The sequence below is a fragment of the Bradyrhizobium sp. HKCCYLRH2015 genome, from assembly GCF_051168215.1.
Lineage (GTDB): Bacteria > Pseudomonadota > Alphaproteobacteria > Rhizobiales > Xanthobacteraceae > Bradyrhizobium.
The window spans coordinates 1-24,329 of the sequence record NZ_JBNPUO010000012.1 but is presented as its reverse complement, the minus strand read 5'-3'; the positions used below and the strand labels follow the sequence as shown (position 1 = coordinate 24,329).

Below are 24,329 nucleotides of genomic sequence, written 5' to 3'. Positions count from 1 at the left end.
CGCCGCGCCCGATCTCCGCGCCCCCCTCCGGTCACGTTATGTTGCACTGCGATGGCGCGGTTTCCGCTTGCGGGCCGCACTCAATCCTCATTCGCCTTGAAGCGCCCGAGTCCCTTCAAGATGAACGGCGCGATCAGCGCAATCAGCGCGACGACCAGAAGAGTTGCAGAGATCGGCGACTGCAGCAGGGTCATGGGATCGCCGAGGCTGATCGCGAGCGCCCGCCGCAACTGGCTCTCAGCGATCGGTCCGAGGATCAGCCCGACCACGACCGGCGCAATCGGGAAATCGAACCGGCGCATCAGGAAGCCGAGCACGCCGAAGCCGGCCAGCATCGACAGTTCCACGACCGACGGCTTTGCCGCGATCGTGCCCATGGTCGCGAACACGAGGATGCCAGCATAGAGCCAGGGTGTCGGGATCGCGAGCAGCTTCACCCACAGCCCGACCAGCGGCAGGTTGAGGACGAGCAGCATCGTGTTGGCGATGAACAGGCTCGCGATCAGGCCCCAGACCAGATCGGGCCGCTCGGCAAACAGCAGCGGTCCCGGATTGAGGCCATATTGCTGGAAGCCCGCGAGCATCATCGCGGCGGTCGCCGAGGTCGGCAGGCCGAGGGTCAGCAGCGGCACCAGGGTGCCCGCGGCCGAGGCGTTGTTGGCGGCCTCAGGGCCGGCGACGCCTTCGATCGCGCCCTTGCCGAACTGGTCAGGATATTTGGTCAGCCGTCGCTCGGCCGAATAGGACAGGAAGGTGGGAATCTCGGCGCCGCCCGCCGGCAGCGCGCCGATCGGAAAGCCGAACAGCGTGCCGCGCAGCCACGGCTTCCACGACCGCTTCCAGTCCTCGCGCGTCATCCACAGCGAGCCCTTGATGGCCTCGATCTTCTCCTCGCTATGGTGACGGCGCGAGGCGACGTAGAGCGCCTCGCCGACTGCGAACAGGCCGACCGCCAACGTCGTCACCTCGACACCGTCGAGCAGTTCCGGCACGCCGAAGGCGAGCCGCGCCTGCCCCGTCAGCTTGTCGATGCCGATGAGACCGAGCGTCAGCCCGATGAACAGGCTGGTGAGGCCACGGATCGGTGAATCGCCGAAGGTCGCGGACACCGTGACGAAGGCGACGCACATCAGCGCGAAGTAGTCCTCCGGACCGAAGCGCACGGCGATGTCGACGAGGTAAGGCGACAGGAAGGCGAGACCGATGGTGGCGATGGTGCCGGCGACGAAGGAGCCGATCGCCGAGGTCGCCAGCGCCGGGCCGCCGCGGCCGGACTTGGCCATCTTGTTGCCCTCGAGCGCGGTCGCCATCGAGGCGCTCTCGCCTGGCGTGTTGATCAGGATCGCGGTGGTCGATCCGCCATACATGCCGCCATAATAGATGCCGGCGAACATGATCAGCGAACCGCCGGGATCGAGCTTGTAGGTGACCGGCAGCAGCAGGGCGACCGTGAGCGCCGGCCCGATGCCCGGCAGCACCCCGACGGCGGTGCCGAGGAACACGCCGACCAGCGCATAGAGCAGGTTCATGGGCTGGACGGCGATCGCCATCCCATGCGCGAGCGCGGCAAAGGTGTCCATCAGAGCAGTCTTTCGAGCGGACCGGCGGGAAGGCTCAGGGTGAGGAGACGGTCGAAGGCGAGATAGATCACGGTCGTCAGCACGGCGCCGATGACGAGATCGGTGACGAAGGCGCGCCGGCCGAACGCGGCCGACGTCGTCACGAACAGCGTCGTCGTCGCCAGGATGAAGCCGCCACCGAAGCCGATGATCGCGATCAAGAGCGCAAGGCCGGCGAGGATCAGCAGCACCGCGACCGGATCGGAGCTCTCGCGCGGCGGCAGCTTGCCTCTCACGGCATCGATCAGATTGGCCAGTGCAAGAATGCCGAGCCCGATCGCGATCACGACCGGCATGACCTGCGGGCCCATGCCGTACATCGTGGTCGCCGGGATCTGATTGGCGTCGTAGACCAGCACGAGCGCAACGGCCGCGAGCAGCGCCGCAATGACGATGCCGGCCTTGTCGACGCCTCCCGAGGCGGGTGTCTCGGCGCCGGCGCGCTCCGTCGTCATGACTTGACGAGGCCGACCGACTTCAACACGTCGGTGACACGGACGTTCTCCTTTTTCAGGAAGTCGGCGAACGCATCCCCCGGAAGATAGGCGTCGTCCCAGCCCTTCTGCTTCAGGATCTCCTTCCAGGCATCCGACTTCACCATCTTCTCGACGGCGTCGCTGAGCACCTTCTTCTGCTCCGGCGTGATGCCGGGCGGCGCGACCACCGAGCGCCAATTCGCGAGCACGAGGTCGATGCCCTGCTCCTTGAAGGTCGGGATGTCGACCCCGGGAATGCGCTTCTCCGAGGACACGCCGATCGCGCGCAGCTTGCCGCTCTTGATCTGCCCGTCGTATTCCGACAGGCCGGAGATGCCCGCCGTGACCTTGCCGCCGAGGATCGCCGCCAGCGACTCGCCGCCGCCCGAGAACGGGATGTAGTTGACCTTCTTGGCGTCGGCGCCGACGGCGCCGGCGAACAGCGCCGCCATCACGTGATCGACGCCGCCGGCGGAGCCGCCGGCGAAGGTCACCTTGGCGATGTCGGCCTTCAGCGCCGCGGCGAGGTCCTGCGCCGTCTTGATCGGCGAGTTGGCCGGCACGACGATGACCTGGATCTCCTCGGTCAGCCGCGCGATCGGCGTCACCTGCTCCAGCGTCACCGGCGACTTGTTCATGGCGAGCGCGCCGACCATCACGAAGCCGTTGACCATCAGCTGGTTGCCGTCGCCCTTGGCGCCGGTGACGAACTGCGCGATGCCGACGGTGCCGCCGGCGCCGGCGACGTTGGTCACCTGGACGCTGCGCGCCACGCCCGACGCCACGAAGGCCTGCTGCATGGCCCGCGCGGTCTGGTCCCAGCCGCCGCCGGGCGCGGCCGGCGCCATCACCTTCAGCTCCAATTGCTGGGCAGAGACCGGTGCACCGGCCAGGAACGTCAACGCAACAGCTGCGCCGAACAGGCGCGCACAGAATGACTTCAAGGACCCCTCCACGGCCGCCCCGGCGGCTCACGTTTCTCTATCCGCGTCTCAACCCCGATCATGCGGCACCAAGACGCGCACGGCTGCACGATCGACTGCGCACGGACCGGTCAGATCAGCTCTTGGATTCTCGAGACACAGCAAAAGCTTACAGGCCCAAAGGGGGCATTCAAGGCGCTACCCTGCGACAGGATGGCGCACCCCCTTTACGCGAGGCACTTTGCCGCTCAGTGGCCTGGAGGGCTCAGCCGCAAGTCCAGACCATTCCCACCGGCGTCCGCGTCCAGCACGGGCCGAAGCTGCCGCCATTGTAATGGCCGCGATAGAAGCCGGGCTGGCCGAAATAATGCCACTCGCCGTTGTAGAGCATGTATTTCGGGGTGCCGTCGATGTACCAGTGGCGGCGGCTGCCGCGCGGCGGGCCGTTGCGCATTGCTTCCTTGTCCGCGTACAGCGGGAGGCTGTTGTTCGGCGGCTGCTTATAGCCCGGCAGGAAGCCATAGCCCTGCCAGCGATGAGCCTTGCGCTTGTGCGACGGAGCGGCCGTCGCAAGCGCGGGCACCAGCAGCAGAAGCATCACAATCGAGACGATGAAACGACGTGACATACGGGGGCCCGGGATTGCGGTGTTGGCGATCTTGAGCTTGATCACGCGATACGACAACGGCCGTTCCGTGATGAATTGTTTCAGCGATGCCGCCGGTGCTTGCCGCGCGGCGGCGGTGCCGGCGGCGCGTAGAATGGATTGAGGTCGCACATCGCCGCGCGGCCGGACGCCGTCGCCCGGCATTGCGGCAGCGACGTGTAGCTGCAGTCGATCCACTCGCCACCGCCAAACCGGCCGCCTTCATAGACCTTCATGCACACGGGATAGCGCGGATCGTAGGCCTGGGCATGAGCCGGCGCCGATATGGCCGAGCCCACCATCAAAGCGACCGCGACAGCGCTGCAGGTCAGGACACGCATTCGGGGACCTCCGGAAGGGGTCTCGTCGGCCCAAGCCGATTCCCGAGACCGTGTTGCATCTGCTCTGTATCGCCGGCGCGGGCCGCTCGCAATGACGCCATTACAACAGGTCGGCCTGCTCTCCGCCGCGGAAACCCATCGCCAGCACGTAGCGCTCCGACGAATCCTGCCGGCTCGCGGCCGGCTTGACGTGGCGGACGCTGGCGTAATCGCGCTTGAGCTGCGCCATCAAGTCGGCATCGGCGCCGCTCTGGAACGTCTTGGCGAGAAAGCTGCCGCCCGGCTTGAGCACCTCGCTGGCGAAATGCGCGGCAAGTTCGACGAGACCGACGATGCGCAGCTGGTCGGTCTTGCGATGGCCGGTGGTGTTGGCCGCCATGTCCGACATCACCACGTCGGCACGCCCGCCGAGCATGGCGCGGAGCTTTTCCGGCGCATCCTGGGCATGGAAGTCGAGCTGGGTGAAGGTGACGCCGGGGATCTCGCCCATCTCCAGCAGATCGATCGCGATCACCTTGCCCTTCCCGGCTTCGGCCCCGACCCGACGCGCCGCGATCTGGCTCCAGCCGCCGGGCGCAGCGCCGAGATCGACCACCGTCATGCCGGGCTTCAGCAAATGATACTTGTCGTCGATCTCGAGCAGCTTGTAGGCCGCGCGCGAGCGGTAGCCGTCGCGCTTGGCCTTCATGACATAGGGATCGTTGAGCTGGCGCTCCAGCCAGAGTTTCGAGGACAGCTTGCGCTTGCCCCCGGTCTTGACCTGCACATGCATGCGGCCAGTGGTGTCTTTTGCCATCTTGATCTCTGAGGTCATTCCGGGACCGCCCGTCAGGGCGGGACCCGGAATCCAGAAGTTGCGGAGCGAGATTCCGGGTTCGCGCCAAACGAAAGCAGCTTCGCTGCTTTCGTCCGACCGCACCGGAATGACGTCGTCAATTCTTGCTACGCCGTCCTGAGCGCGCCGTCCTCGCGCATCATCTCGACCAGCATGCCCTCGCGCAGGCCGCGATCGGCGACGCGCAGCCGCGGCAGCGGAAACGCCAGGCGAATCGCGTCGAGAATGGCGCAGCCCGCCAGCACGAGGTCGGCGCGGTCGATGCTGATGCAGTTGTTCTCGGCGCGCTCCTGGTAGCTCATCGCCAGCAGCTTGGCGATCGTCGTGGTGATGTCGGCATCGTTGATCCAGATGCCGTCGACCCGGCGCCGATCGTAGCGCGCGAGGTTCAGATGAATGCCGCCGAGCGTCGTCACGGTGCCGGAGGTGCCGAGCAGATGCATGCCGGCGAGGTCGCCGCCATTCTCGGCCGCGAACGGCCCGACATGCTCGGCCACGGCCTCGACCATGGCGGCATAGATCTCCGGCGTCACGTCGCGACCGCCGAAGCGTTCGGCCAAGGTCACGACGCCGAGCGGGATCGACATCCAGGCCTTGATGCGCGGCTCGGCGTTGCGGTCGGCCGGATCGCGCTCGATCCTGACCAGCTCGCTGGAGCCGCCGCCGATATCGAACAGGATGGCCCCGCGCCCGCCCGGATCGAGCAGCGGCGCGCAGCCCTTGACGGCCAGCGTCGCCTCGGTCTCACGGTCGATCACCTCGAGCTCGATGCCGGTCTCGGCCACCACCCGGCTGCGGAACCCGTCGGCATTGGCGGCGGCGCGGCAGGCCTCGGTCGCGATCAGGCGCAGGCGGCTGGCCTTCTTGGATTGGATCTTGTCCCGGCAGATGCTGAGGGCGGCGATGGCCCGATCCATCGCCGCATCGCTGATACAGCCGGTGGTCGAGATGCCCTCGCCCAGCCGGACGATGCGCGAGAACGAGTCGACCACGCGGAAGCTGTCGCCCGAAGGACAGGCGATCAGGAGCCGGCAATTGTTGGTTCCGAGGTCCAGGGCCGCGTAGACGCTGCTGCCATTGCTGGCGCAGGAAGGCGTCGCGACGTCCAGACCCGGACGCAAGCCGGGCTCCAGGTTCCCGCGCGGCGTGGGACTCTCCCGCAGCCGCGTGTCATTGATCATTCAAATGTCTTTCCGCTGGCCGGACCGGCCCAGATGGAAGTTCTCTTTCGCTAGACATTATCAGTGGATAGCGCCGGCGCAACAGCCCCTCCGTCAGGCGTGATGCACCATTCCTAATCAACCGTTGTCCGGTCGCGGGCGCTGCACTATCTGGGAACAGCCCGCATTTGCGACCAATCCAGCCCGTTGGGTCCTCATCCATGCAAGATCACACCTCCCCGGCCTCCCTCGAAAACGCGATCGCGCTGCAGAAATTCGGCGTCGGGCAGCCGGTCCGGCGCAAGGAGGACGACACGCTGGTGCGCGGCCACGGCAAATATACCGACGATTTCAACCTGCCCGGCCAGGCCCATGCCTGGATCGTGCGCTCCAGCCATGCCCACGGCATCATCAAGGGCATTGATACCGCGGCCGCAAAGGCGATGCCCGGCGTGCTCGGGGTGTGGACCGGCGCCGACCTCGCGGCGGCCGCCTATGGCCCGTTCACCTGCGGCCTGCCGCTGAAGGGCCGGGACGGCTCACCGCTGCTGCAGACCAATCGCCCGGCGCTGGCGACCGACAAGGTGCGCTTCGTCGGCGACCCCGTCGCCTTCGTCGTGGCGGAAACCGCCGCGCAGGCCCGCGATGCGGCCGAGGCGGTCGAGCTCGATATCGAGCCCCTGCCCGCGGTCACCAATGCCGAGGAAGCCGCCAGGCCCGGCGCGCCGCTTCTCTACGACCACATCCCGAACAACGTCGCCCTCGACTACCACTATGGCGACACCGCCAAGATCGAGGAGGCCTTCGCCAAGGCGGCGCACGTCACCAAGCTCGACATCGTCAACACCCGCGTCGCCGTGGTGTCGATGGAGCCGCGCGTTGCGCTGGCGGCCTTCGACGGCAAGACCGAGCGCTTCACCTTGCAAGTGCCGACCCAGGGCGTCTCCGGCAACAAGGCAACGCTCGCCAAGATCCTCAACGTCGCGCCGGACAAGGTCCGCATCCTCACCACCAATGTCGGCGGCTCCTTCGGGATGAAGAACGTCTCCTATCCCGAATATGTCTGCATCCTGCATGCGGCCAAGGCGCTGGGCCGTCCGGTGAAGTGGCGCGACGAGCGTACCACCGCCTTCCTGTCCGACAGCCAGGGCCGCGACCAGATCATCCATGGCGAGCTGGCGCTCGACGCCGACGGCAAGTTCCTCGCTGTCAGGCTGTCCGGCTACGGCAATCTCGGCGCCTACATCATGGGCGTGGCGCCGCTGCCGCTGTCGCTCAACACCGGCAAGAACCTCGCCAGCGTCTACAAGACGCCGCTGCTCGGCGTCGACATCAAGACGGTGCTGACCAACGTCACCCTGATGGGCGCCTATCGCGGCGCCGGCCGGCCCGAGGCGAACTACTTCATGGAGCGGCTGATCGATACCGCCGCGCGCGAGATGGGCATCGACCGCCTCACCATCCGCAAGCGCAACTTCATCAAGCCGAGCCAGATGCCGTTCCCGGCGGCGTCCGGAGTCACCTATGATTCCGGCGACTTCGCCGCGGTGTTCGAGAAGGCGCTGGAGGTCTCGGACTACGCCGGCTTTGCCAGGCGCAAGCGCGAGAGCCGCAAGAACGGCAAGCTGCGCGGCATCGCGGTCGGCTCGTATCTCGAGGTGACCGCGCCGCCGTCGGGCGAGCTCGGCAAGATCACCTTCGACGCCGATGGCGGCGTGACGCTGACCACCGGCACGCTCGATTACGGCCAGGGTCACGCGACCCCGTTCTCGCAGGTGCTGTCGGCGCAGCTCGGCGTGCCCTTCGAGAAGATCCGGCTGGAGCAGAGCGATTCCGACCTCGTTCGCTTCGGCAACGGCACCGGCGGCTCGCGCTCGATCACCGCGACCGGCCAGGCGATCGTCGAGTCCTCGCAGCTCGTCATCGCCAAGGGCAAGCAGGCGGCGGCGCATCTGCTCGAGGCCTCGGAAGCCGATATCGAGTTCGCGGGCGGCCAGTTCACCATCGCCGGCACCGACCGCAGCATCGACATCATGGAGCTGGCGCGGCGCATGCGCGAGGGCAAGATGCCCGAGGGCGTGCCGGCCTCGCTCGACGTCGACCACAATTCGACCGCGACCGAGTCGACGTTTCCGAACGGCTGCCATGTCTGCGAGGTCGAGATCGAGCCCGACACCGGCGTCGCGCAGATCGTCGCCTACACCGCGATCAACGACTTCGGCACGGTGATCAACCCGATGATCGTCGCCGGCCAGCTCCATGGCGGCGTCGCGCAGGGCATCGGCCAGGCGCTGATGGAGCACCTGCGCTACGACGAGAGCGGCCAGCCGATCACGGGATCGCTGATGGACTACGCGCTGCCGCGCGCCTCCGACGTGCCGATGATGACGGTCGACAACCATCCGGTGCCGGCGAAGTCCAACCCGTTGGGCACCAAGGGCTGCGGCGAAGCCGGCTGCGCCGGCTCGATGGCATCCGTGATCAACGCGGTGATCGACGCACTGTCCGACTACGGCGTGAAGCATCTCGATATGCCGCTGACCACCGAGAAGCTCTGGCGCGCAATCCAGGACGGCAAGGCGAGGACCGCGGCGTAGAACCGTCGTCTTCGGCGCATCGCCGTCGCTTTTGCCTGATCAAGCCCGGCCCGAACGGCCGGGCTTTCGTTTGCGCAGATGGCAGAGGATCCGTTCGCACGGCGACGTTGCCGCGCGCCGGTCTCAAGCTCCCTCCATACGCGATCGCCCTGCCCGCAGCGGGGGATGCCAGTCGCGATCACCGCAGCAGGCGTGCGGAAAAATCGCTGAATTGCGGCAGAACCGATGAAGTCATCCGGTTATTTTCGCCGGGATTCGTCCCTGAGTTCCATCCCTTTCGACTATCGCGAGCGTCCCGATCTTCCTTAGGTTGCTGCAACGCCGGTTTGCATCTTCAACACACGCCGGACGCCGGTGCCACGCCAAACGACGCACGACTGCGTCACGCGGTGGATGTCGGCTCAAACGAGGGAGAATGACGAGATGGCTTTCCCGACGTCGGTCAACGACCAGATCACCGATTCCGTCACCCAGGCGAATACCAAGGTGCTCGGAGATGCGCCCGCGATTGCGATGGGCAACCTCTATCAGGCCACGGCGCAGGCGCTCGCCAATGCGGCTCACAATGCGACCAATGCGCAGCAGCAGAGCTACGTGACCACGCAGGCCGCCACCACCATGGGCGTTGCCACGCTCTACTCGCTCGACACCGCCACGACCGGCGTCGCGACGGCCGACATCCTCAACACCGGCGTCAAGGGCCTGACGAGCTGACGCGCGCGTCCCGTTCGACCACCCACCTGCTGAAATGACCTCCACCTGAAAGGATCGAGCCATGGCATTTCCGACCTCAGTCAACAATCAGATCACTGATTCCGTCACCCAGGCGAACACCAAGGTGCTCGGCGACGCGCCGGCGATCGCGATGGGCAACCTGTTCCAGGCAACCGCGCAGGCGCTCGCGAACGCTGCGCACAATGCCACCAATTCGCAGCAGCAGAGCTATGTGACCGCGCAGGCGGCAACGACCATGGGCGTCGCCACGCTCTACTCGCTCGACACCGCCTCCACCGGCGTCGCCACCAAGGACATCCTGTCGTCCTGACCAGGCCCGAGCGCGGGATCGGGACACTCCCCGATCTTGGCCCTCGCCTCATGATCCCAGGGAGCTGGTGAGATGGCATTTCCCACGGCAGTCAACAGTCAGATCACGGACTCCGTGACCCAGAGCAACGTCCAGGTCCTCGGTACGGCACCTGCGATCGCAATGGGCAACCTGTATCAGGCGACGGCGCAGGCGCTGGCGAATGCAGCGCACAACGCCACCCTGGCGCAGCAACAGATGTACGTCACTGCGCAGGCAGCGACGACGGCAGGCGTCGCGCTGCTCTACTCACTCGACACGGCGTCGACCGGACTGGCGACGTCGACCATCCTGAAGAGCTAGGCACCATCCGCGCGTGATGCCCGGCTGATCGAGAGACGACCCCACGCCAACAGCACTCGCAAAGGAGAGACATCATGGCATTCCCCACCGCCGTCAACAGTCAGATCACGGACTCCATCAGCCAGGTGAACACCAAGGTGCTCGGCGACGCGCCGGCCGTCGCGATGGGCAACCTGTTCATCGCCACCAGCCAGGCGCTGTCCAACGCGGCCCACAACGCGACCAACAACCAGCAGCAGTCCTACGTGACGATGCAGGCCTCGACCACGCAGGGCATCTCCACCCTGCTGACCCTCGATACCGGCACGACCGGCATCGCCACCGAAAAGGTGCTCGGCCTGGTGTAGCGGTCCGTCCACCGACGGTGCCACCCGGCTAGCCGCAGGCTTGCGTCCGGCCAAGGGAGCCGTTCGTCGTGCCAGCCGCCTCCGCATCGTTGACGGCCGTGGTCGACGGCAACGTCGTCAATGTCGGGCTCGCCCCATCGGTCGCCATGGGCATGACCTATGTGGCGATGGCCGACAGCCTCGGGCTCGCCATGGCGAACGCCGCGGCCAATCAGCAACGTGGCCAGGTCCTGGCCGGCGCGGCGCTCGCGCAGGTCCTGGCGATGATCATTGCGCAAGGGAGTTCGTGACATGAGCGATCCGGGTACGGTCAACGGCCAGATCATCGACTCGACGACCGGCGTGGTCACGCTTCTGACCGGTCAGTCTCCGTCGCAGGCCTTCGGACTGCTCGACGCCGTGATGGTCGAGACGCTCGGCATGGCCATGCACAATGCGATCGGGCGGCAGCAGGGCGCGAGCGTGATCGGCTCGGCGGCAGTGACCGCGGCGTGTGCCAAGATGCTGTCGGTGCCGCTTCCCATTGCACCGCCGCCCGCGCCGAAGCCCCCGCCGCCCGCCGTCGATCCGCTCCCCGGACCGCCGCCCAATCCGTCGCCGAGCGCAGCCGTCGCCGCCGCCTTTGCCGAAGCGGAAAGCGCGGTGACCGCGCTGAAACTGCAGGCCAGCTCGGCCTCCAGCCTGGCGCAGACCGCGCAGGCAGATCTCAACCAGATCGTCACCGACGCCGGCGGCACGACGCCCTCGACGCCGCCACCCCCGAGCAGCTCGATCGCGACCGCCTATGCGGATGCGGCGAGCGCGATCGACACGCTGAAGGCCCAGGCCGCGACCGCGAATGGCCTGGCGCAGACCGCGGAGAGCGACCTCAACAAGCTGATCACCGAGGCCGGCGGCACCCCGCCCGCTCCTCCGAAGACCTGACCAGATCCTGAGCCGAAGACCCGACGACGAGACCGCCATGATCCGGGGCGCCGCAACCAGCACCGGCCGCAGCCTTCGGATCGGTTGAGGATACGCAGATGCCCAGCAATGTCGACGCCCAGATCATCGACGTGATCAACCAGGTCCAGAAGGCGACCATGGCGCCGCAGGTCGTACTCACCAGCGGCGCCGGCAAGGCCTATCAGTCGGTGGCGCAATCGGCGGCCATCGCCATCCAGGACGCGGCCGATGCGCTGCGCAACGTCTCGACCATCGCGACCACGGCCTCCGGCGTCGCCATGGCGCAGTTGCTGGCGACCGGCGAGCCGAAATACGCCGAAGCGCTGGTGACGGCGCAGAGCATGATGAAATCGGCGACCGACGACTTTGCCCAGATCGGCGCGGCCGCTTCCACGATCCTCAAGAACTTCCCGTCGGGGTGATGTGTCATGTCGGTGACGGTCGCAAACAGGCTGATCCAAGGCCGTGGCGGCCTCTCCGAGATCGGCGCGGTGGTTCTGGCGTTCATCGACGGCGGCGTGCAATGGCTCGAATGGGCGGTGCGGGCGCCGACGGCGAGCTACAGCTTCCCCGACGAAACCAGCATGATGGCCGAAATCCAGGACGGGCTGCACGGCTCGCCGCTGGCGCTGCTGCCCGGTCTGGGCCTGCAGGTCAGCCCGGTCAAGCTCCTGACCTTCAATCTCGGTGACCTGCGCGCGATCGCCAAGGCGGAGACCGGCGCGCAGGACGCCGCGACGGCGAGCCAGACCGAGAGCATCCTCAACGCCCACGGCATCCATGCGCAGTCGGATCTCGCAGCGGTCCCGGCCCTGCTCTCGCAGTTTGGCGTGGCCACGTCGCCGCTGTTCCAGTGTCTTGGCCTCAACGAGACGATCGCGCTGAGGGAGCTGATCGCGCTGCCGCAGCCGCAGGACGGCGAGCCCGACATCCGCAACGACGCGGCCGCCTTCGCCGTGCAGCAGGCCCGCACGCCCGAGGAGTTCTGCGACTACTACCGCATCTACATGGCGCTGACGGCCAAGCTGAAGACCGCCGCCAGCTCTGCCGAGCAACGCCTGTCCCAGGCCAATGGCGCGGTTCAGACGCTGCTGCCGATGATGTTCGGCGCGCTCGACTGTCCGCAGGTGCGGGGCCTAGTGCCCCCGCACGAGGTCGCCGCGGCCGTCAACAACTGGCTGCGGCAGGGACGGCGGCTCGGTTTCGCCCGGCTGTCGGAGGGCGTCTGCCGCATCATCGAGAGCACGACATTCACGCAGGAGACCGGCGCGGCGGCCCAGCAGGTCGTCACGCTGTATCTCGCCAACGCGCAGTCGTTCCTCTCGGCCAATCATCCGAAGACCGGCCGGATCAGCCAGGACGGACGCTCCTGCATCCTGCCGACGCAATCCGGCAATCTCTACGCCGAGCTCTACCTCGGCGCCGACGGCGACATCACCTTGCGCCAATTCAGGCGGATCGCGCCGCCCGCCGAAAAGAGTTGAGTCCGACACCCCATGAGGCAGGCATCATGAGCGAGCAGCCCCCGTCCCAGACCTCTCCGCCGGAGAACGAGCCCGACATCCTGCTCGACAATCCCTATGCCAGCCCGATGTTGCCTGAAGCATTCATCGAGCAGATCGAGGAGCAGTCGGCGGCTCAGTCGGCGCGCGATACCGAAGTCGAAGCCGAGCTGATCGAGAGCGCCACCGACGAGGTCGTGTCGATCGAGGAGCATCTGGGCGAGATGGACGAGGCGGTGATCGAGGTGGACGAGCAGGTCGCCAGTCCCCTCTCCTCGCACTCCATCCACCAGATCGAGCATCGCCTACTGGAGGCCTCCCGCGCGATCGCCGCGGCCCAGCAGGCGTTCAACGAAGCGGTTGGTCGCACGGCGGCCTCGATGGAGCGCAAGATGGCCGCGGCGCAGGCCGCCATGCTGTCACGCCGGGCGCAGGTCGAACCGCTGCAGCCGCCCGCGGACTACGCGCCGCCCACGGTCGAGACGGCCGAGCAGGCCGTCGCGGCCTCGATCGTCGCCACGCGCCAGGCCACCAACTTCACCGATCGTCAGCTCGCGGCGATGGCCGCCACCGGCCGCGCCATCATCGCCGAGGCCCAGCAGGCGGCCGAGCAGAGCGTCATCGCCGCCGAACGCTCGATCAGCGCCGCGCTGGCGGCGAGCCAGCCACAGAAGACGGCGGCTTCCGCCTGACGCCACGCAAACCACCTCGCTGCGGCTGCGGGTGATCCGACCTGCTGTGTCAGCGATACTCCCGAAGCGGTCGTAAGAACACCGCCTCCGGCACCGCCTATCACGCGGAAGGATCCAATCCGATGTGCTGCATCATCTTCGATCTCGCCAGCACCGGTGGCCTGGACACCCTCGCCTCGCCGGGTGCCGGCCTCCCTGGCGCGCTGCCCCAAGGCATGGGAACCCAAGGCGGCCTCTACGTGATCGTCAACGTTCCCACCAACAACAGATACATCGGGAAAGCCGGCAATCTGGCGGACCGCTTCGATGGTCGAATGCTCACCGTGAACGAGTTCGGACTGAGCACCAACAATCTCAGGGGCGTCGGCGCGTTCTGGGGTGTCGCCTACGCCTTCAACACGCCGCAACCTCCCTCGCCGCCACTGCCAGTCTTCAAGGTCGAGGCCGGCATCACCTACAACGCCCAAACGAACGATGGCCGCCTCGCCAACCTCCTCTTGCCCGGCCAATTCGCTCCGGGAACTCCACAATATGCTTTCGCCAGCGCGCTGCAGATGAACACGATGGAAACCTGCAGGGTCGCCGATCCCATCTATTCCCTTAAAGATCCAACGGTCTACATCGATTCAACGACAGTCGACGTCGAACAACTACTCATTCGATTCTTCAAGATGGCGATCGGCAGCGGCGGAACTCTCACAAACAAGCAAAAAAGTCTGAATGCGTTCGTGAATTCAACCGGCAACAGCATGATCGTTGCGGTGTCGTGGGGCGCATGCCAAGCGCTCGGATTCCCGACCAGCGGCTTCACCATCATCACGATCGCCAACGGCGGCGCGCTTTGACGATCGCCGCGGGACTACCGTCCCGCCGCAGCGCGCGGGCCGTGCCGATCGACCCGGAGCGTAACGCCAACGGCAAAACGGTGAACATCAGAACTGATTCCAATTCGATTGCGCCGGGGGATGCGAGGCTCGCAGGCATACGGCGCTCACATCAAACAAAGAGAAGAGGACGATCAGGATGCCAAAAGGCGACGAACCAACGATCTTCGTGACCAAGGACGACAGGCAAGTCGTCATCGCGTCAGGAGGCGAGCAGATCAGCCCCAACAGCTACGGCTTCGAGATCGAATTCTGCAGCCACAACAGCTGGGTGTTCCAATTCACTCACGTTGAAGCAGCCGACATCGAATTGACGGTTGGAGACTCGCCGGAAGCAAAAGCCGTCTGGACGATCGAGACCGATTCGGACAACGTCTTCGAACTCACGACGGGCAAGACGTGGTTTTCGACCGTCGCGGACGCCTACCTTGCCAAAGACCGACTTGCTGAATATCTCGTCGCTTCTGTATCCGGGACATCGACGCAAAAATATGTGACTTTCCTGCAATGGAAGGCGGCGCTGGCAAGCGAGGCCTTCGATACCCTCGTCAAGAATTTCTTTGGCAAAGCGTTGAAAAAAGCCGAGGCGAAGAATCGCAGCTCCACTCAAGTTCTTGTTCAACTGAACGAAAACAACATTGACGATACGACTAATGTCGGCGCGGCCCTATGGACGTTCGCCAAGAACGAGGGAAGCCCCCAAGATCCACAACCGTGGAACGATTACCTCAACAACATCCTCCTTGGGCGCAGCCAGAAAGACCCAAAAGAAGGCTTTTCTTCGCAGGTCAACATGCCCATGACCTTGCAAGGTTATTTTTTATACCAAATGGCGTGGAAACTACCTCGTGAAAATCTGCGCTTCAGCAAGGGCGTGGTACGGCCATCCTGGATCTGGTTGAACGTCATGGCCGAAGTCTATAGCGGATACATGTCATTGCTTACAAAGATCTATAAGGACGTCGGTCAGATTGATCCGGCGAAAGTTCCAGTCGAACTGAACATGACTATCGCAGAACTCAAGAAGTCCGCGTTTGTTTTCCTTGTTACGAACAAGGTTGTATGCGGTGCAATGGGCGCTCTGAGCGAGATGAATCAGCTCAAGCTCCAGGAAATCGCATACGCCGAAAAATCGACGTTGATCTTTCGGGATCCATACCCCTTTGAGGAACAGATCAATTCATATCAAGTGGACCAATTCCCGGGCTGGTGGCGCTGGTTGCCATTTCATAGCTACCTGAAGGATTTAACGGCACTCTGGTTTAAAGCTGCGCTGCTGGATGTGATCAGCAAGGAAGACTTTGATCGCACGTTTTACGGCAAACTCGGCGAAGTTCTCTTGTCGGGAGAAACGGCTGCGATTTGGCTGGACGCACTCGCAAAGTTTCAACGCGAGTACATAGAGAAGGCCGGAAAGAAACCTTACTCACGGCTCGCGACGTACGACGTCAAATCTCTCTGTAAAGCGATCAACATGGTGGAGAAAGCGCTGGGCGCAATGCTCCTGAACGCGAGCAATCCATCCACCGATCTTGCTTTCAATCTGCCGCCGCCAAATGCGCGCCCGTTTCTTGACTATTCCAGAGCACCGAAGTGGGAAGGACGCTACGACACCATGTGGTCTTCGATCAAACTACCGGGGTCCTCGCCGTCGACCGGTGATTGGACGTACCTCGTTGAGCATCGCCGGCATTAGGCGACGGAGAATGCCTTGGGTGGAAATGCGTCTTTTTCATACCAACCCTCGGCGGCGCTTACATGTTTCCAAAGGCTCTGTGAAAGAGGACAACCGCCCCCCTCACTCCGCCGCCATGCGCCGGTACTCGCGCGGGGTGCGGCCGACCTGACGGCGGAAGTATTTCTCGAAATGGCTGAGATCGGCGAAGCCGACCTGTAGCGCCACATCGGTGATCGGCTGCCGCGCATTTGTTGCCAGCAACTCCTTGGCTTTCTCGACCCGAATGCGCGACAGCATTGCCTTGCACGAGGTCTGCAGGCTGTGGCGAAACAGGAAGCTCAGATGCGACTGGCTGACATGGGCCTGGCGTGCCAGGCTGCCGAGCCGGATCGGCTCGGCATAGTGATCGACGAGATACAGAAGTGCCCGGCGCAGATTGGGATGCAGGCGCGACAGCGCCGTGATGTCCTTGTTGAGCACGTGGCGAATCCAATCATCCGCTTCCGCCCCGATTTCCGGCCTCGCGGACGCTTGCTCGCGAACGGCTTCGGCCGGCGGCTTCGCCGCCGGCAACGCCGGTGACGGTGCCGCCGACGTCACCGTCACGCGCTCGGCCCGCGCGTGGAGAGCCGGGAAATAGCGCCTGATGTCCTCGGCACGGATCCTCGCACGTCCGGTCATGACCGCGAGCCGGGCGACCACGCGCTCGACCTCGAACGCGTTCTCCGGCCACGGATAGCTGCGGCACAGATCGAGCATCTCGGCGCTGATCTTGTCTTCGGCGCGATGACCATGTCCCTCGAGCGCAGCGATGACGAGCGGCTCGATGTCGTCGCAGCGCTCGCGCAGCGGCGGCACGCTGACGGGCAGAAAGTCGAGCTCGGCCAGCAATTGGCGCGAGAAGGAGCGCTCGGCCACCATGCGCGGCAGATCGCCGCCGGCCGAGGCGATCACGCGCACGCGGGTCGTGTTCGACACGTCCAGCCATTGTCCCAGGCGAGAATGCATGTGCTGCGGCAATTCGTTCTGCAGACCGGGCGCCAGCATGTCGATGTCGCTGAAGAACAGCGTGCCGCCCTCGGCCTGCCGAAACCAGTCCTGCGGCGCCCCCCGCGGCTGCGCGCAATTGACCTGCACGAACGGCAGATCGCGGCGCGGCCCGCAGCAATGGATCGCGGCGGCCAGATACGGCGTCTCGGTCCCGAACTCGCCCTGCAACAGGCACGGCAGATCGCTGTGCGACGCCTTCTCGACGAAGATCTCGAGATTTCGGACCGCCTCGCTCACACCCACCAACAGCAGCGAGCGGCCCAGGCGCTGCCGTGCCCACTCGCAGACCTCGTGGCGCTTGATCACGAAGGCGAGCTGGCGCGCGCAATCCGCCAGCGCGTCGGACAGGTCCGGCCCGCCCCGCCGCCCCTCCCAGGCCAACGTCAAACGGCCGATCCCGACGTCGGCATAGACCAGCGGCGCCGTCACGGATGGCGTCGGTTCGAGCCGCCATTCCGGCGCACGCCGCGGCTCGCGCTCGGTAGTCGCCGCACCACCGCCGTCTCTTTCGCTGAGCCAGTCCTGCACGGTTTCCGATCCGGATCGGGACAGGACGATGCGGCCGAGATCGGCGACGGCAATCTCCACAGTCGCCGCCCGCGACAGCTCCGCCAGACGCTGTGCATAGCTTGCCAGGAAATCGACGACGTTGAGATACGGCCGGCTCATCCTGGACAGATCGCGCCAGGCCTGATCGCCGCCGTCGAGTCCCCGCTGGTCTTTCATGACCCGGCTCAGCGCACGGACGCGTTGTGTCGATGATCCAACATGGCGGGCACGTTACCGCGGCTCCGACGCCGCTTCCGACCGAAGCGGCCGGCCCGATCTGCCCACCTTGTGCATCGCTTGCCAGAATTCATGGTCCCCCATGACGCAGCCCGCGGCCACGCCGCATCTCCCATGTCCGATCATTGGCCCTTCCCCCTCACAACTACGGGCCAACCAAACCATACACAATTTTAGATTGAGTGTGAATGAATTCACAAGCAGGCCATCAAATGGTCTTGATGACTGATGCGATTCGTCGCGGCTATCCGCGCTGTTCGCGTGGCTGATAGATCGCCACGTGATGGCAATGCGCGAGCGGGCGGTCGCCATTGGCGACCACCAGCGCATCGAGCTCGACGAAGCGGTGACCCTTCTTCTCGTAGTTGGCAACCACACGGCCGCGCGCGGTGATCTCGTCGGCTTCTTCGATCGCCGACAGCAGTTGCATGCGGCTGCCGACGTGAATCCAGGGGCCGAGGACGACGTTGTCGACGAGCAGCCGGTTCATCACCCGCTGCAGCATGCCGGGATGGCCGAGCCGCTCGTTGGCATAGATCGGATCGCGCTCGCGAATCTCAGAAAGATAGGCGGTGGCCGCCTGCCCTGGCCACGCGCGCGGCGCCGTGCCGAGCCAGCTGCCGACAGCGAAAGACTCCGCACTGACGAGCGGCCGCACCGCCGCGGCCGGAACATCCCGGTACTCGGCCAGCACGACATCCGGCACCGACGCGGGCAGCGAGGCGGAACCGGTGGCGCAGAGCTGCCCTCGGCTGATCACCTCAAGGGCGAGCCCGTCGGAGGTCTCGTTCGCGACGACCTCCGCGATCTCGCCGTCATAGACCGGCTTGGTGAACCGTGCCTCGATCAGCCCACGCTCCAAGAACGCCCGCCCCCAGCGTGCGACGGGCTGATGCAGCATATAGGCCAGCACCTCGACGCCGGGTACGAGACCGCCGGCGAAGCCGAATCGCCGCGCCACACTGTCGTCGTGCATCTTGTTCTCGGACTGCTTGGCCGTGTTGAACGCCTCGACCGCATAGGCCGCGATTCTGCCCGACATCCTTGCCTCCCTTTCACCGTTTTCGGGCGATGGTAGCGGCCGGAAAGGCCCTGGCAAGCGGCGCGTTTGGCTCGCAATTCCCGGCGCGATGGAGTACCAACCGGACCATTCCAACCGATGGCCCGATGACGACCGAAACCGCCCCGATCCGCATCTTTGTCGACGCCGACGCCTGCCCGGTGAAGGACGAGATCTACCGCGTTGCGATCCGGCATGGCCTGCCGGTGACCGTCGTCGCCGGTGGCTTCATCCGCGTGCCCGAGGATCCCCTGATCACGCGCGTGGCGGCCGGCAGCGCCATGGATGCCGCGGATGACTGGATCGCCGAGCGCACCGGCGCTGACGACATCGTCATCACGGCGGACATTCCGCTGGCCAGCCGCTGCGTCAAGGCCGGCAGCGCCGTGATCGCGCCGAACGGCAAGCCGTTCACGGAGGAGTCGATCGGCATGACGCTCGCCGTGCGCAACCTCATGACCGATCTGCGGTCATCGGGCGAGGTGACCGGCGGCCCGCGCTCGTTCACGCCGCGCGACCGCTCCACCTTCCTTTCCACCCTCGACACCACGATCCGCCGCCTGCAGCGCCAGCGCGCGGCGCGGACCCAGCAGCAGAGCTAACCTCATGGCGCCGCCTCTCATCCAACTCAAGGACATCCGCCTGACCTTTGGCGGTACGGCCCTGCTGCAGAGTGTCGAGCTGTCGGTCTCGCCGGGCGAGCGCGTCTGCCTGATCGGCCGCAACGGCTCCGGCAAGTCGACGCTGCTCAAGATCGCCGCCGGCCTGGTCGAATGCGACAGCGGCACCCGCTTCGTGCAGCCGGGCGCCACGGTGCGCTATCTGCCGCAGGAGCCGGATTTCTCCGGCCATGCCACCACGCTGTCCTATGTCGAGGCCGGACTCGGGCCGGGCGACGATCACTATCAGGCGCGCTATCTCGTCGAGCAGCTCGGACTGACCGGAGAAGAGGATCCCGCGCATGTTTCCGGCGGCGAGGCGCGCCGCGCGGCGCTGGCGCGCGTGCTTGCGCCCAACCCCGACATCCTGCTGCTGGACGAGCCGACCAACCACCTCGACCTCACGACCATCGAGTGGCTGGAAAACGAGCTCGACGGCCGAAGCTCGGCGCTGGTGCTGATCAGTCACGATCGTCGCTTCCTCACCAATCTGTCGCGCGCGACCGCTTGGCTCGACCGCGGCCAGATCAGGCAGATCGATCGCGGCTTTGCGGCATTCGAGGCGTGGCGCGACGAGGTGCTGGCGGAAGAAGAGCGCGAGCAGCACAAGCTCGACCGCAAGATCGTCAACGAGGAGCACTGGCTGCGCTACGGCGTCTCCGGCCGGCGCAAGCGTAACGTCAAGCGGCTCGCCAATCTGCATGCGCTCAGGCAGCAGCGCCGCGACTATCGCGGTACGGCCGGCAGCGCCAATCTCGCCGCGGCGGAAGCCGACAAGTCCGGCAAGCTGGTGATCGAGGCCAAGGGCGCATCGAAGAGCTATGGCGACCGCAGGATCGTCGACAATTTCTCCATCCGCATCCAGCGCGGCGACCGCATCGGCATCGTCGGCCCCAACGGCGCCGGCAAGACCACGCTGGTCAATCTGCTCACCGGCGGCAGCGAGCCCGACAGCGGCAGCATCAGGCTCGGCGTCAATCTGGAGACGGCGACGCTCGACCAGCACCGCGAGAGCCTCGATCCCCGGACGACGCTCGCCGACGCGCTGACGGGCGGCCGCGGCGATCACGTCATGGTGGCCGGCAAGCCGAGGCACGTCGTCGGCTACATGGAGGACTTCCTGTTCTCGCGCGAGCAGATGCGCACGCCGCTCGAAGTGCTATCGGGGGGCGAGCGCGGCCGGCTGATGCTGGCGCGCGCGCTGGCCAAGCCATCGAACCTCTTGGTGCTGGACGAGCCGACCAACGATCTCGACCTCGAGACGCTCGACGTGCTCGAGGACATGCTCGGCGACTACGAAGGCACGGTGATCCTGATCAGCCACGACCGCGACTTCCTGGACCGCGTCGTGACCTCGGTGATCGTGCCCGAGGGCAACGGCAAATGGCAGGAATATGCCGGCGGCTACAGCGACATGCTGGCGCAGCGCGGCGCCGACCTGAAGCGCGAGCACGCCAAGAAAGCTGAAGACAAGGCGGCTGAGGAGAAGAAAGAGGCGAAGCCTGTGGCGGCGGCGCCGGCGAGCGCGGCGAAGCGCAAGCTCTCCTTCAACGAGAAACACGCGCTGGAAACGTTGCCGAAGACGATCGCGAAGCTGCAAGCAGAGATCGCGCAGCAGCAGGCCGTGCTCGCGGATCCCTCTCTCTATGCCAAGGACCGCAAGAAATTCGACGCCGCCTCCCTCGCCATCGCCACGGCGCAGGCCGAGCTCACCGCCGCGGAAGACCGCTGGCTGGAGCTCGAGGTGCTGCGCGAGGAGATCGAGGGCGCGTAAGGTTCATCAATGATCTCCGTCATTGCGAGCGAAGCGAAGCGATCCAGGGCTGCAGTCGGGACTCTGGATTGCTTCGTCGCTTCGCTCCTCGCAATGACGGCAACATGGAGCAAAATGACATGACCACCCCGCTCGCCGCCAAGATCGCACGGGAGTACGGCACGCCCTGCGCCGTCATCGACATGGACAAGGTCGAGCGCAACATCGCGCGGATTCAGGCGCAATGCGCCGCTGCCGGTGTCGCCAACCGCCCGCACATCAAAACGCACAAGAGCCCGGTGCTGGCCAAGCTGCAGATCGACGCCGGCGCGCAGGGCATCACCTGCCAGAAGATCGGCGAGGCCGAGATCATGGCGGATGCCGGCATCGACAATATCCTGATCAGCTACAACCTGATCGGCGAGGAAAAGATGGCACGTCTCGGGGCGCTGCAGGCGAAAGCCGACATGACCGTTGCGGCCGACAACGCCACCGTGATCGCCGGCCTGCCGCAGGCGGCGAAGCAGTCGGGCCGCACGCTCTCGGTCGTGGTCGAATGCGACACCGGCCGCAAACGCGCCGGGGTCGAGACACCGGCGGAGGCGATCCAGCTCGCGCGCCAGATCAAAGCCTCCGAGGGACTGCGCTTCGCCGGCTTCATGCTGTATCCGACCGAGAGCGGCTGGGACGACGCGCAGCGCTTCTACGACGAGGCGCTGGCCGGCGTGCGCGCCGAGGGGCTCGAGGCGGCCATCGTCTCGACCGGCGGCTCGCCGAACCTCAAGAACCTTGGCAAGCTCAAGGGCGCGACTGAGCACCGCCCCGGCACCTACATCTACAACGACCGCATGCAGGTCGCCGCCGGCGTCGCGACCTGGGACGACTGCGCGCTGCACATCTACTCCACCGTCGTCAGCCGCGCCGCGCCCGAGCGCGGCATTCTCGATGCCGGCTCGAAGACGCTGACGACCGACACTGGCGGGCTCGACGGCCACGGCCTGATCCTGGAACACCCCGAAGCCAAGATCGCGCGCTTCGCCGAGGAACACGGCTTCCTCGATCTGTCGCGCAGCAACACCCGCCCCCATGTCGGCGACGTCGTCCGCATCGTCCCCAACCACGTCTGCGTCGTCGTCAACATGATGGACGAGGTGGTGATGGTGCGCGGCGAGGAGATTTTGGGCACGCTGCCGGTCGCGGCGCGGGGGAAGCTGCGATAGGCCCACCTCTCTCCGCCGTCATTGCGAGGAGCAAGCGAAGAAGCAATCCAGGGCTGCGCGCGCAGCCCTGAATTGCTTAGCTCCGCTTGCAATAACGGCAGTGTATGGAGTGCGTCCGCCTTCAAGCACGACCGGCTGAGGAAGTACGCCAGTCCTCCAGGGATTCGTAGATCACGGTTGTCGGCCATCGCGTATCGGCGTCGCGGCGACCGGACCATGTCAGATGAACCGCGGCAACGCGTCCGTCATTGAGCATCACGAGAACATCGTCGCAGTCGTCACGCTTGGCGATGCTCCTGACGGGCAGATTCGCCAGCGCATGACCAGGAGCAAGTTCGCGCGCAAGCTCGACTTCGAACGTCGCCCGGAGATGATCGTCCGTCAGCCAATACCAGGGCTCGGGGAGCAGGTCGGTCATTGCTGCCCCGTCCCCGTCAACCACTTCAACACGCCCTTCCCCGCAGCCACGCCAGTCGCAAACGACGCCTGCAGCAGATAGCCGCCGGTCGGCGCTTCCCAGTCCAGCATCTCTCCCGCGGCGAACACGCCGGGCAGACGCCTGAGCATGTAGTCGGCGTCGAGCTCATCGCGGGCGATGCCGCCGGCGCTGGAGATGGCGCGCGCGAGACCGGCGGTGCCGGTCAGCTTGATCGGCAGGGCGTTGATCAGTGCCGCGAGACGGTCGGGCGGTAGCGACGACAACGACAGCCCTTGCGTCTTTGCTGCCTCCTGCAGCAGGCCGATCGCGACCGGCGACAACTGCAACGCTTTGCGGAGCACATTCGAGAACGACTGCTTGCCGCGTGGAGCCGATAGCTTCTTGATCAGATCAGCGGCCGCGAGATCGGGCCGCAGCACGACGTGCAGCGTTGCTTCGCCCGTTCGCGCGATCGCCTCGCGCAGCTCGGCCGACAACGCATAGATTGCGCCGCCTTCGATGCCGTCGCGCGTGATCACCGCCTCGCCGCGCACGCTGCGCTCGCCGAACGCCAGCGCGATGCCCTTCAGCGGCTGGCCCTCGAAGCGGTCGCGGAAGATGTCGGACCAGCCGACGGTGAAGCCGCAATTGGCGGGCCGCAGCGGCGCGATCGCGACGCCCTTCGCGGCGAGGATCGGCACCCAGCCGCCATCCGAGCCGAGCCGCGGCCAGGAGGCGCCGCCGAGTGCCAGCACGCTCGCGTCGGCTGCGACGGTGTGCGGACCGTTCGGCGTCTCGAAGGTCAGATGCCCCCGGTCCTCCCAGCCGGTCCAGCGATGCCGTAGCGCGACGCGCACGCCCTGCGCATCGAGCCGGCGCAGCCACGCCCGCAGCAACGGCGAGGCTTTCATTGCGACAGGGAACACGCGGCCCGAGGAGCCGACGAAGGTCGGCTCGCCCAGCGCCTCGCACCAGCCGCGCAGTTGTTGCGGCGAGAAGGCTTGGATGGCCGGCGCAAGCCACGACGCAGCGTCGCGATAGCGCGACAGGAACAGCGGCAGCTCTTCGCTGTGGGTGAGATTGAGGCCCCCTCGCCCCGCCATCAGGAACTTGCGGGCAACCGACGGCATCGCGTCGTAGACGGTGACGGCGACGCCGCCGCCCGCCAGCACCTCGGCGGCCATGAGCCCAGCCGGGCCGGCCCCGATGACCGCAATGTGCTTTAAAGAGGACATGTCGTCAGTTTAGGCCCCCCACCGCACCAAGCCAAAGGTCGTCATGCCCGGGCTTGTCCCACGGCTGTCCGGTTCAGACAGACTGGACATGGTGCATGGCGTGGATTCTTCTGCGG

26 protein-coding genes are annotated in these 24,329 nt (G+C 65.9%); 15 read left to right on the top strand and 11 right to left on the bottom strand.

Features of this window, described 5'->3' with window-relative positions:
- Window positions 1–80: 80 nt before the first annotated feature.
- The 7 genes from ACQR1H_RS28385 to ACQR1H_RS28355 all read right to left on the bottom strand — a co-directional run bounded on the left by ACQR1H_RS28385 (window position 81) and on the right by ACQR1H_RS28355 (window position 6,021).
- On the bottom strand, window positions 81–1,580 hold the full coding sequence (locus ACQR1H_RS28385; protein ID WP_315805044.1) for a tripartite tricarboxylate transporter permease: 1,500 nt from the start codon (window positions 1,578–1,580) through the stop codon (window positions 81–83).
- The gene (locus ACQR1H_RS28380) at window positions 1,580–2,074 is read right to left on the bottom strand and encodes a tripartite tricarboxylate transporter TctB family protein (protein ID WP_315805045.1); all 495 of its coding nucleotides are present in this window, start codon (window positions 2,072–2,074) and stop codon (window positions 1,580–1,582) included. Before ACQR1H_RS28380 ends, ACQR1H_RS28385 begins: the two co-directional genes overlap by 1 nt.
- Window positions 2,071–3,039, bottom strand: coding sequence for a Bug family tripartite tricarboxylate transporter substrate binding protein (locus tag ACQR1H_RS28375; protein WP_434839024.1), 969 nt, complete (start codon window positions 3,037–3,039; stop codon window positions 2,071–2,073). Before ACQR1H_RS28375 ends, ACQR1H_RS28380 begins: the two co-directional genes overlap by 4 nt.
- A 244-nt stretch (window positions 3,040–3,283) precedes the next feature.
- Window positions 3,284–3,646, bottom strand: a complete 363-nt coding sequence (locus tag ACQR1H_RS28370; RefSeq protein ID WP_315805068.1) for a hypothetical protein — start codon at window positions 3,644–3,646, stop codon at window positions 3,284–3,286.
- Window positions 3,647–3,726: 80 nt separating this feature from the next.
- Window positions 3,727–4,005 carry a DUF3551 domain-containing protein gene (locus tag ACQR1H_RS28365; RefSeq protein WP_315805047.1) on the bottom strand — a complete coding sequence of 93 codons (279 nt, stop codon included), beginning with the start codon at window positions 4,003–4,005 and terminating at the stop codon, window positions 3,727–3,729.
- Window positions 4,006–4,105: 100 nt separating this feature from the next.
- Window positions 4,106–4,801: an RlmE family RNA methyltransferase gene (locus ACQR1H_RS28360; RefSeq protein WP_316182643.1), complete on the bottom strand. Its 696-nt coding sequence runs from the start codon at window positions 4,799–4,801 to the stop codon at window positions 4,106–4,108.
- A gap of 146 nt (window positions 4,802–4,947) precedes the next feature.
- On the bottom strand, window positions 4,948–6,021 hold the full coding sequence (locus tag ACQR1H_RS28355; protein ID WP_434908529.1) for a Ppx/GppA phosphatase family protein: 1,074 nt from the start codon (window positions 6,019–6,021) through the stop codon (window positions 4,948–4,950).
- A gap of 200 nt (window positions 6,022–6,221) precedes the next feature.
- Here ACQR1H_RS28355 and ACQR1H_RS28350 point away from each other — a divergent pair, with 200 nt between their 5' ends.
- The 12 genes from ACQR1H_RS28350 to ACQR1H_RS28295 all read left to right on the top strand — a co-directional run bounded on the left by ACQR1H_RS28350 (window position 6,222) and on the right by ACQR1H_RS28295 (window position 16,050).
- A complete protein-coding gene (locus ACQR1H_RS28350; RefSeq protein ID WP_316182639.1) occupies window positions 6,222–8,597 on the top strand; it encodes a xanthine dehydrogenase family protein molybdopterin-binding subunit in 2,376 nt (791 codons plus the stop codon).
- A 423-nt stretch (window positions 8,598–9,020) separates the two neighbouring features.
- Complete coding sequence (locus tag ACQR1H_RS28345; RefSeq protein ID WP_315805051.1) at window positions 9,021–9,311, top strand: RebB family R body protein; 291 nt, start codon at window positions 9,021–9,023, stop codon at window positions 9,309–9,311.
- A 61-nt stretch (window positions 9,312–9,372) separates the two neighbouring features.
- Window positions 9,373–9,642 (top strand): RebB family R body protein, encoded by a 270-nt coding sequence (locus tag ACQR1H_RS28340; protein WP_315805052.1) that lies wholly within the window; start codon window positions 9,373–9,375, stop codon window positions 9,640–9,642.
- Window positions 9,643–9,714: 72 nt separating this feature from the next.
- A complete protein-coding gene (locus ACQR1H_RS28335) occupies window positions 9,715–9,984 on the top strand; it encodes a RebB family R body protein (protein ID WP_172108194.1) in 270 nt (89 codons plus the stop codon).
- Window positions 9,985–10,058: 74 nt separating this feature from the next.
- The gene (locus ACQR1H_RS28330) at window positions 10,059–10,331 is read left to right on the top strand and encodes a RebB family R body protein (RefSeq protein ID WP_172108192.1); all 273 of its coding nucleotides are present in this window, start codon (window positions 10,059–10,061) and stop codon (window positions 10,329–10,331) included.
- Window positions 10,332–10,399: 68 nt separating this feature from the next.
- A complete protein-coding gene (locus ACQR1H_RS28325; protein WP_315805053.1) occupies window positions 10,400–10,621 on the top strand; it encodes a RebB family R body protein in 222 nt (73 codons plus the stop codon).
- A gap of 1 nt (window position 10,622) precedes the next feature.
- Window positions 10,623–11,255, top strand: a complete 633-nt coding sequence (locus ACQR1H_RS28320; protein ID WP_315805054.1) for a RebB family R body protein — start codon at window positions 10,623–10,625, stop codon at window positions 11,253–11,255.
- A 98-nt stretch (window positions 11,256–11,353) separates the two neighbouring features.
- Window positions 11,354–11,698, top strand: a complete 345-nt coding sequence (locus tag ACQR1H_RS28315) for a hypothetical protein (RefSeq protein WP_315805055.1) — start codon at window positions 11,354–11,356, stop codon at window positions 11,696–11,698.
- A gap of 6 nt (window positions 11,699–11,704) precedes the next feature.
- Window positions 11,705–12,760 (top strand): hypothetical protein, encoded by a 1,056-nt coding sequence (locus ACQR1H_RS28310; protein ID WP_316182634.1) that lies wholly within the window; start codon window positions 11,705–11,707, stop codon window positions 12,758–12,760.
- A gap of 26 nt (window positions 12,761–12,786) precedes the next feature.
- On the top strand, window positions 12,787–13,470 hold the full coding sequence (locus ACQR1H_RS28305; protein WP_316182633.1) for a hypothetical protein: 684 nt from the start codon (window positions 12,787–12,789) through the stop codon (window positions 13,468–13,470).
- Between the two features lie 122 nt (window positions 13,471–13,592).
- Complete coding sequence (locus tag ACQR1H_RS28300) at window positions 13,593–14,315, top strand: hypothetical protein (protein ID WP_315805058.1); 723 nt, start codon at window positions 13,593–13,595, stop codon at window positions 14,313–14,315.
- Between the two features lie 178 nt (window positions 14,316–14,493).
- Entirely contained in the window at window positions 14,494–16,050 is a 1,557-nt protein-coding gene (locus tag ACQR1H_RS28295) for a hypothetical protein (RefSeq protein WP_315805059.1), read from the top strand.
- A gap of 102 nt (window positions 16,051–16,152) precedes the next feature.
- Here ACQR1H_RS28295 and ACQR1H_RS28290 read toward each other — a convergent pair whose 3' ends face one another.
- Window positions 16,153–17,808: a helix-turn-helix domain-containing protein gene (locus tag ACQR1H_RS28290; protein ID WP_316239140.1), complete on the bottom strand. Its 1,656-nt coding sequence runs from the start codon at window positions 17,806–17,808 to the stop codon at window positions 16,153–16,155.
- A gap of 304 nt (window positions 17,809–18,112) precedes the next feature.
- Window positions 18,113–18,910 carry a hypothetical protein gene (locus tag ACQR1H_RS28285; RefSeq protein WP_316239141.1) on the bottom strand — a complete coding sequence of 266 codons (798 nt, stop codon included), beginning with the start codon at window positions 18,908–18,910 and terminating at the stop codon, window positions 18,113–18,115.
- 125 nt (window positions 18,911–19,035) lie between these two features.
- Between ACQR1H_RS28285 and ACQR1H_RS28280 the strand changes: the two genes are divergently transcribed.
- From ACQR1H_RS28280 to ACQR1H_RS28270, 3 genes are all read left to right on the top strand, one after another.
- Complete coding sequence (locus ACQR1H_RS28280; protein ID WP_316239142.1) at window positions 19,036–19,530, top strand: YaiI/YqxD family protein; 495 nt, start codon at window positions 19,036–19,038, stop codon at window positions 19,528–19,530.
- 4 nt (window positions 19,531–19,534) lie between these two features.
- Complete coding sequence (locus tag ACQR1H_RS28275) at window positions 19,535–21,361, top strand: ABC-F family ATP-binding cassette domain-containing protein (RefSeq protein WP_316239143.1); 1,827 nt, start codon at window positions 19,535–19,537, stop codon at window positions 21,359–21,361.
- A gap of 119 nt (window positions 21,362–21,480) precedes the next feature.
- A complete protein-coding gene (locus tag ACQR1H_RS28270; protein ID WP_316239144.1) occupies window positions 21,481–22,560 on the top strand; it encodes a D-TA family PLP-dependent enzyme in 1,080 nt (359 codons plus the stop codon).
- 121 nt (window positions 22,561–22,681) lie between these two features.
- Here ACQR1H_RS28270 and ACQR1H_RS28265 read toward each other — a convergent pair whose 3' ends face one another.
- Both ACQR1H_RS28265 and ACQR1H_RS28260 read right to left on the bottom strand, forming a co-directional pair.
- Entirely contained in the window at window positions 22,682–22,978 is a 297-nt protein-coding gene (locus tag ACQR1H_RS28265; RefSeq protein WP_316239145.1) for a hypothetical protein, read from the bottom strand.
- Window positions 22,975–24,213, bottom strand: coding sequence for an NAD(P)/FAD-dependent oxidoreductase (locus ACQR1H_RS28260; RefSeq protein WP_316239146.1), 1,239 nt, complete (start codon window positions 24,211–24,213; stop codon window positions 22,975–22,977). The genes ACQR1H_RS28265 and ACQR1H_RS28260 overlap by 4 nt, the downstream gene beginning before the upstream one ends.
- Window positions 24,214–24,329: the final 116 nt, after the last annotated feature.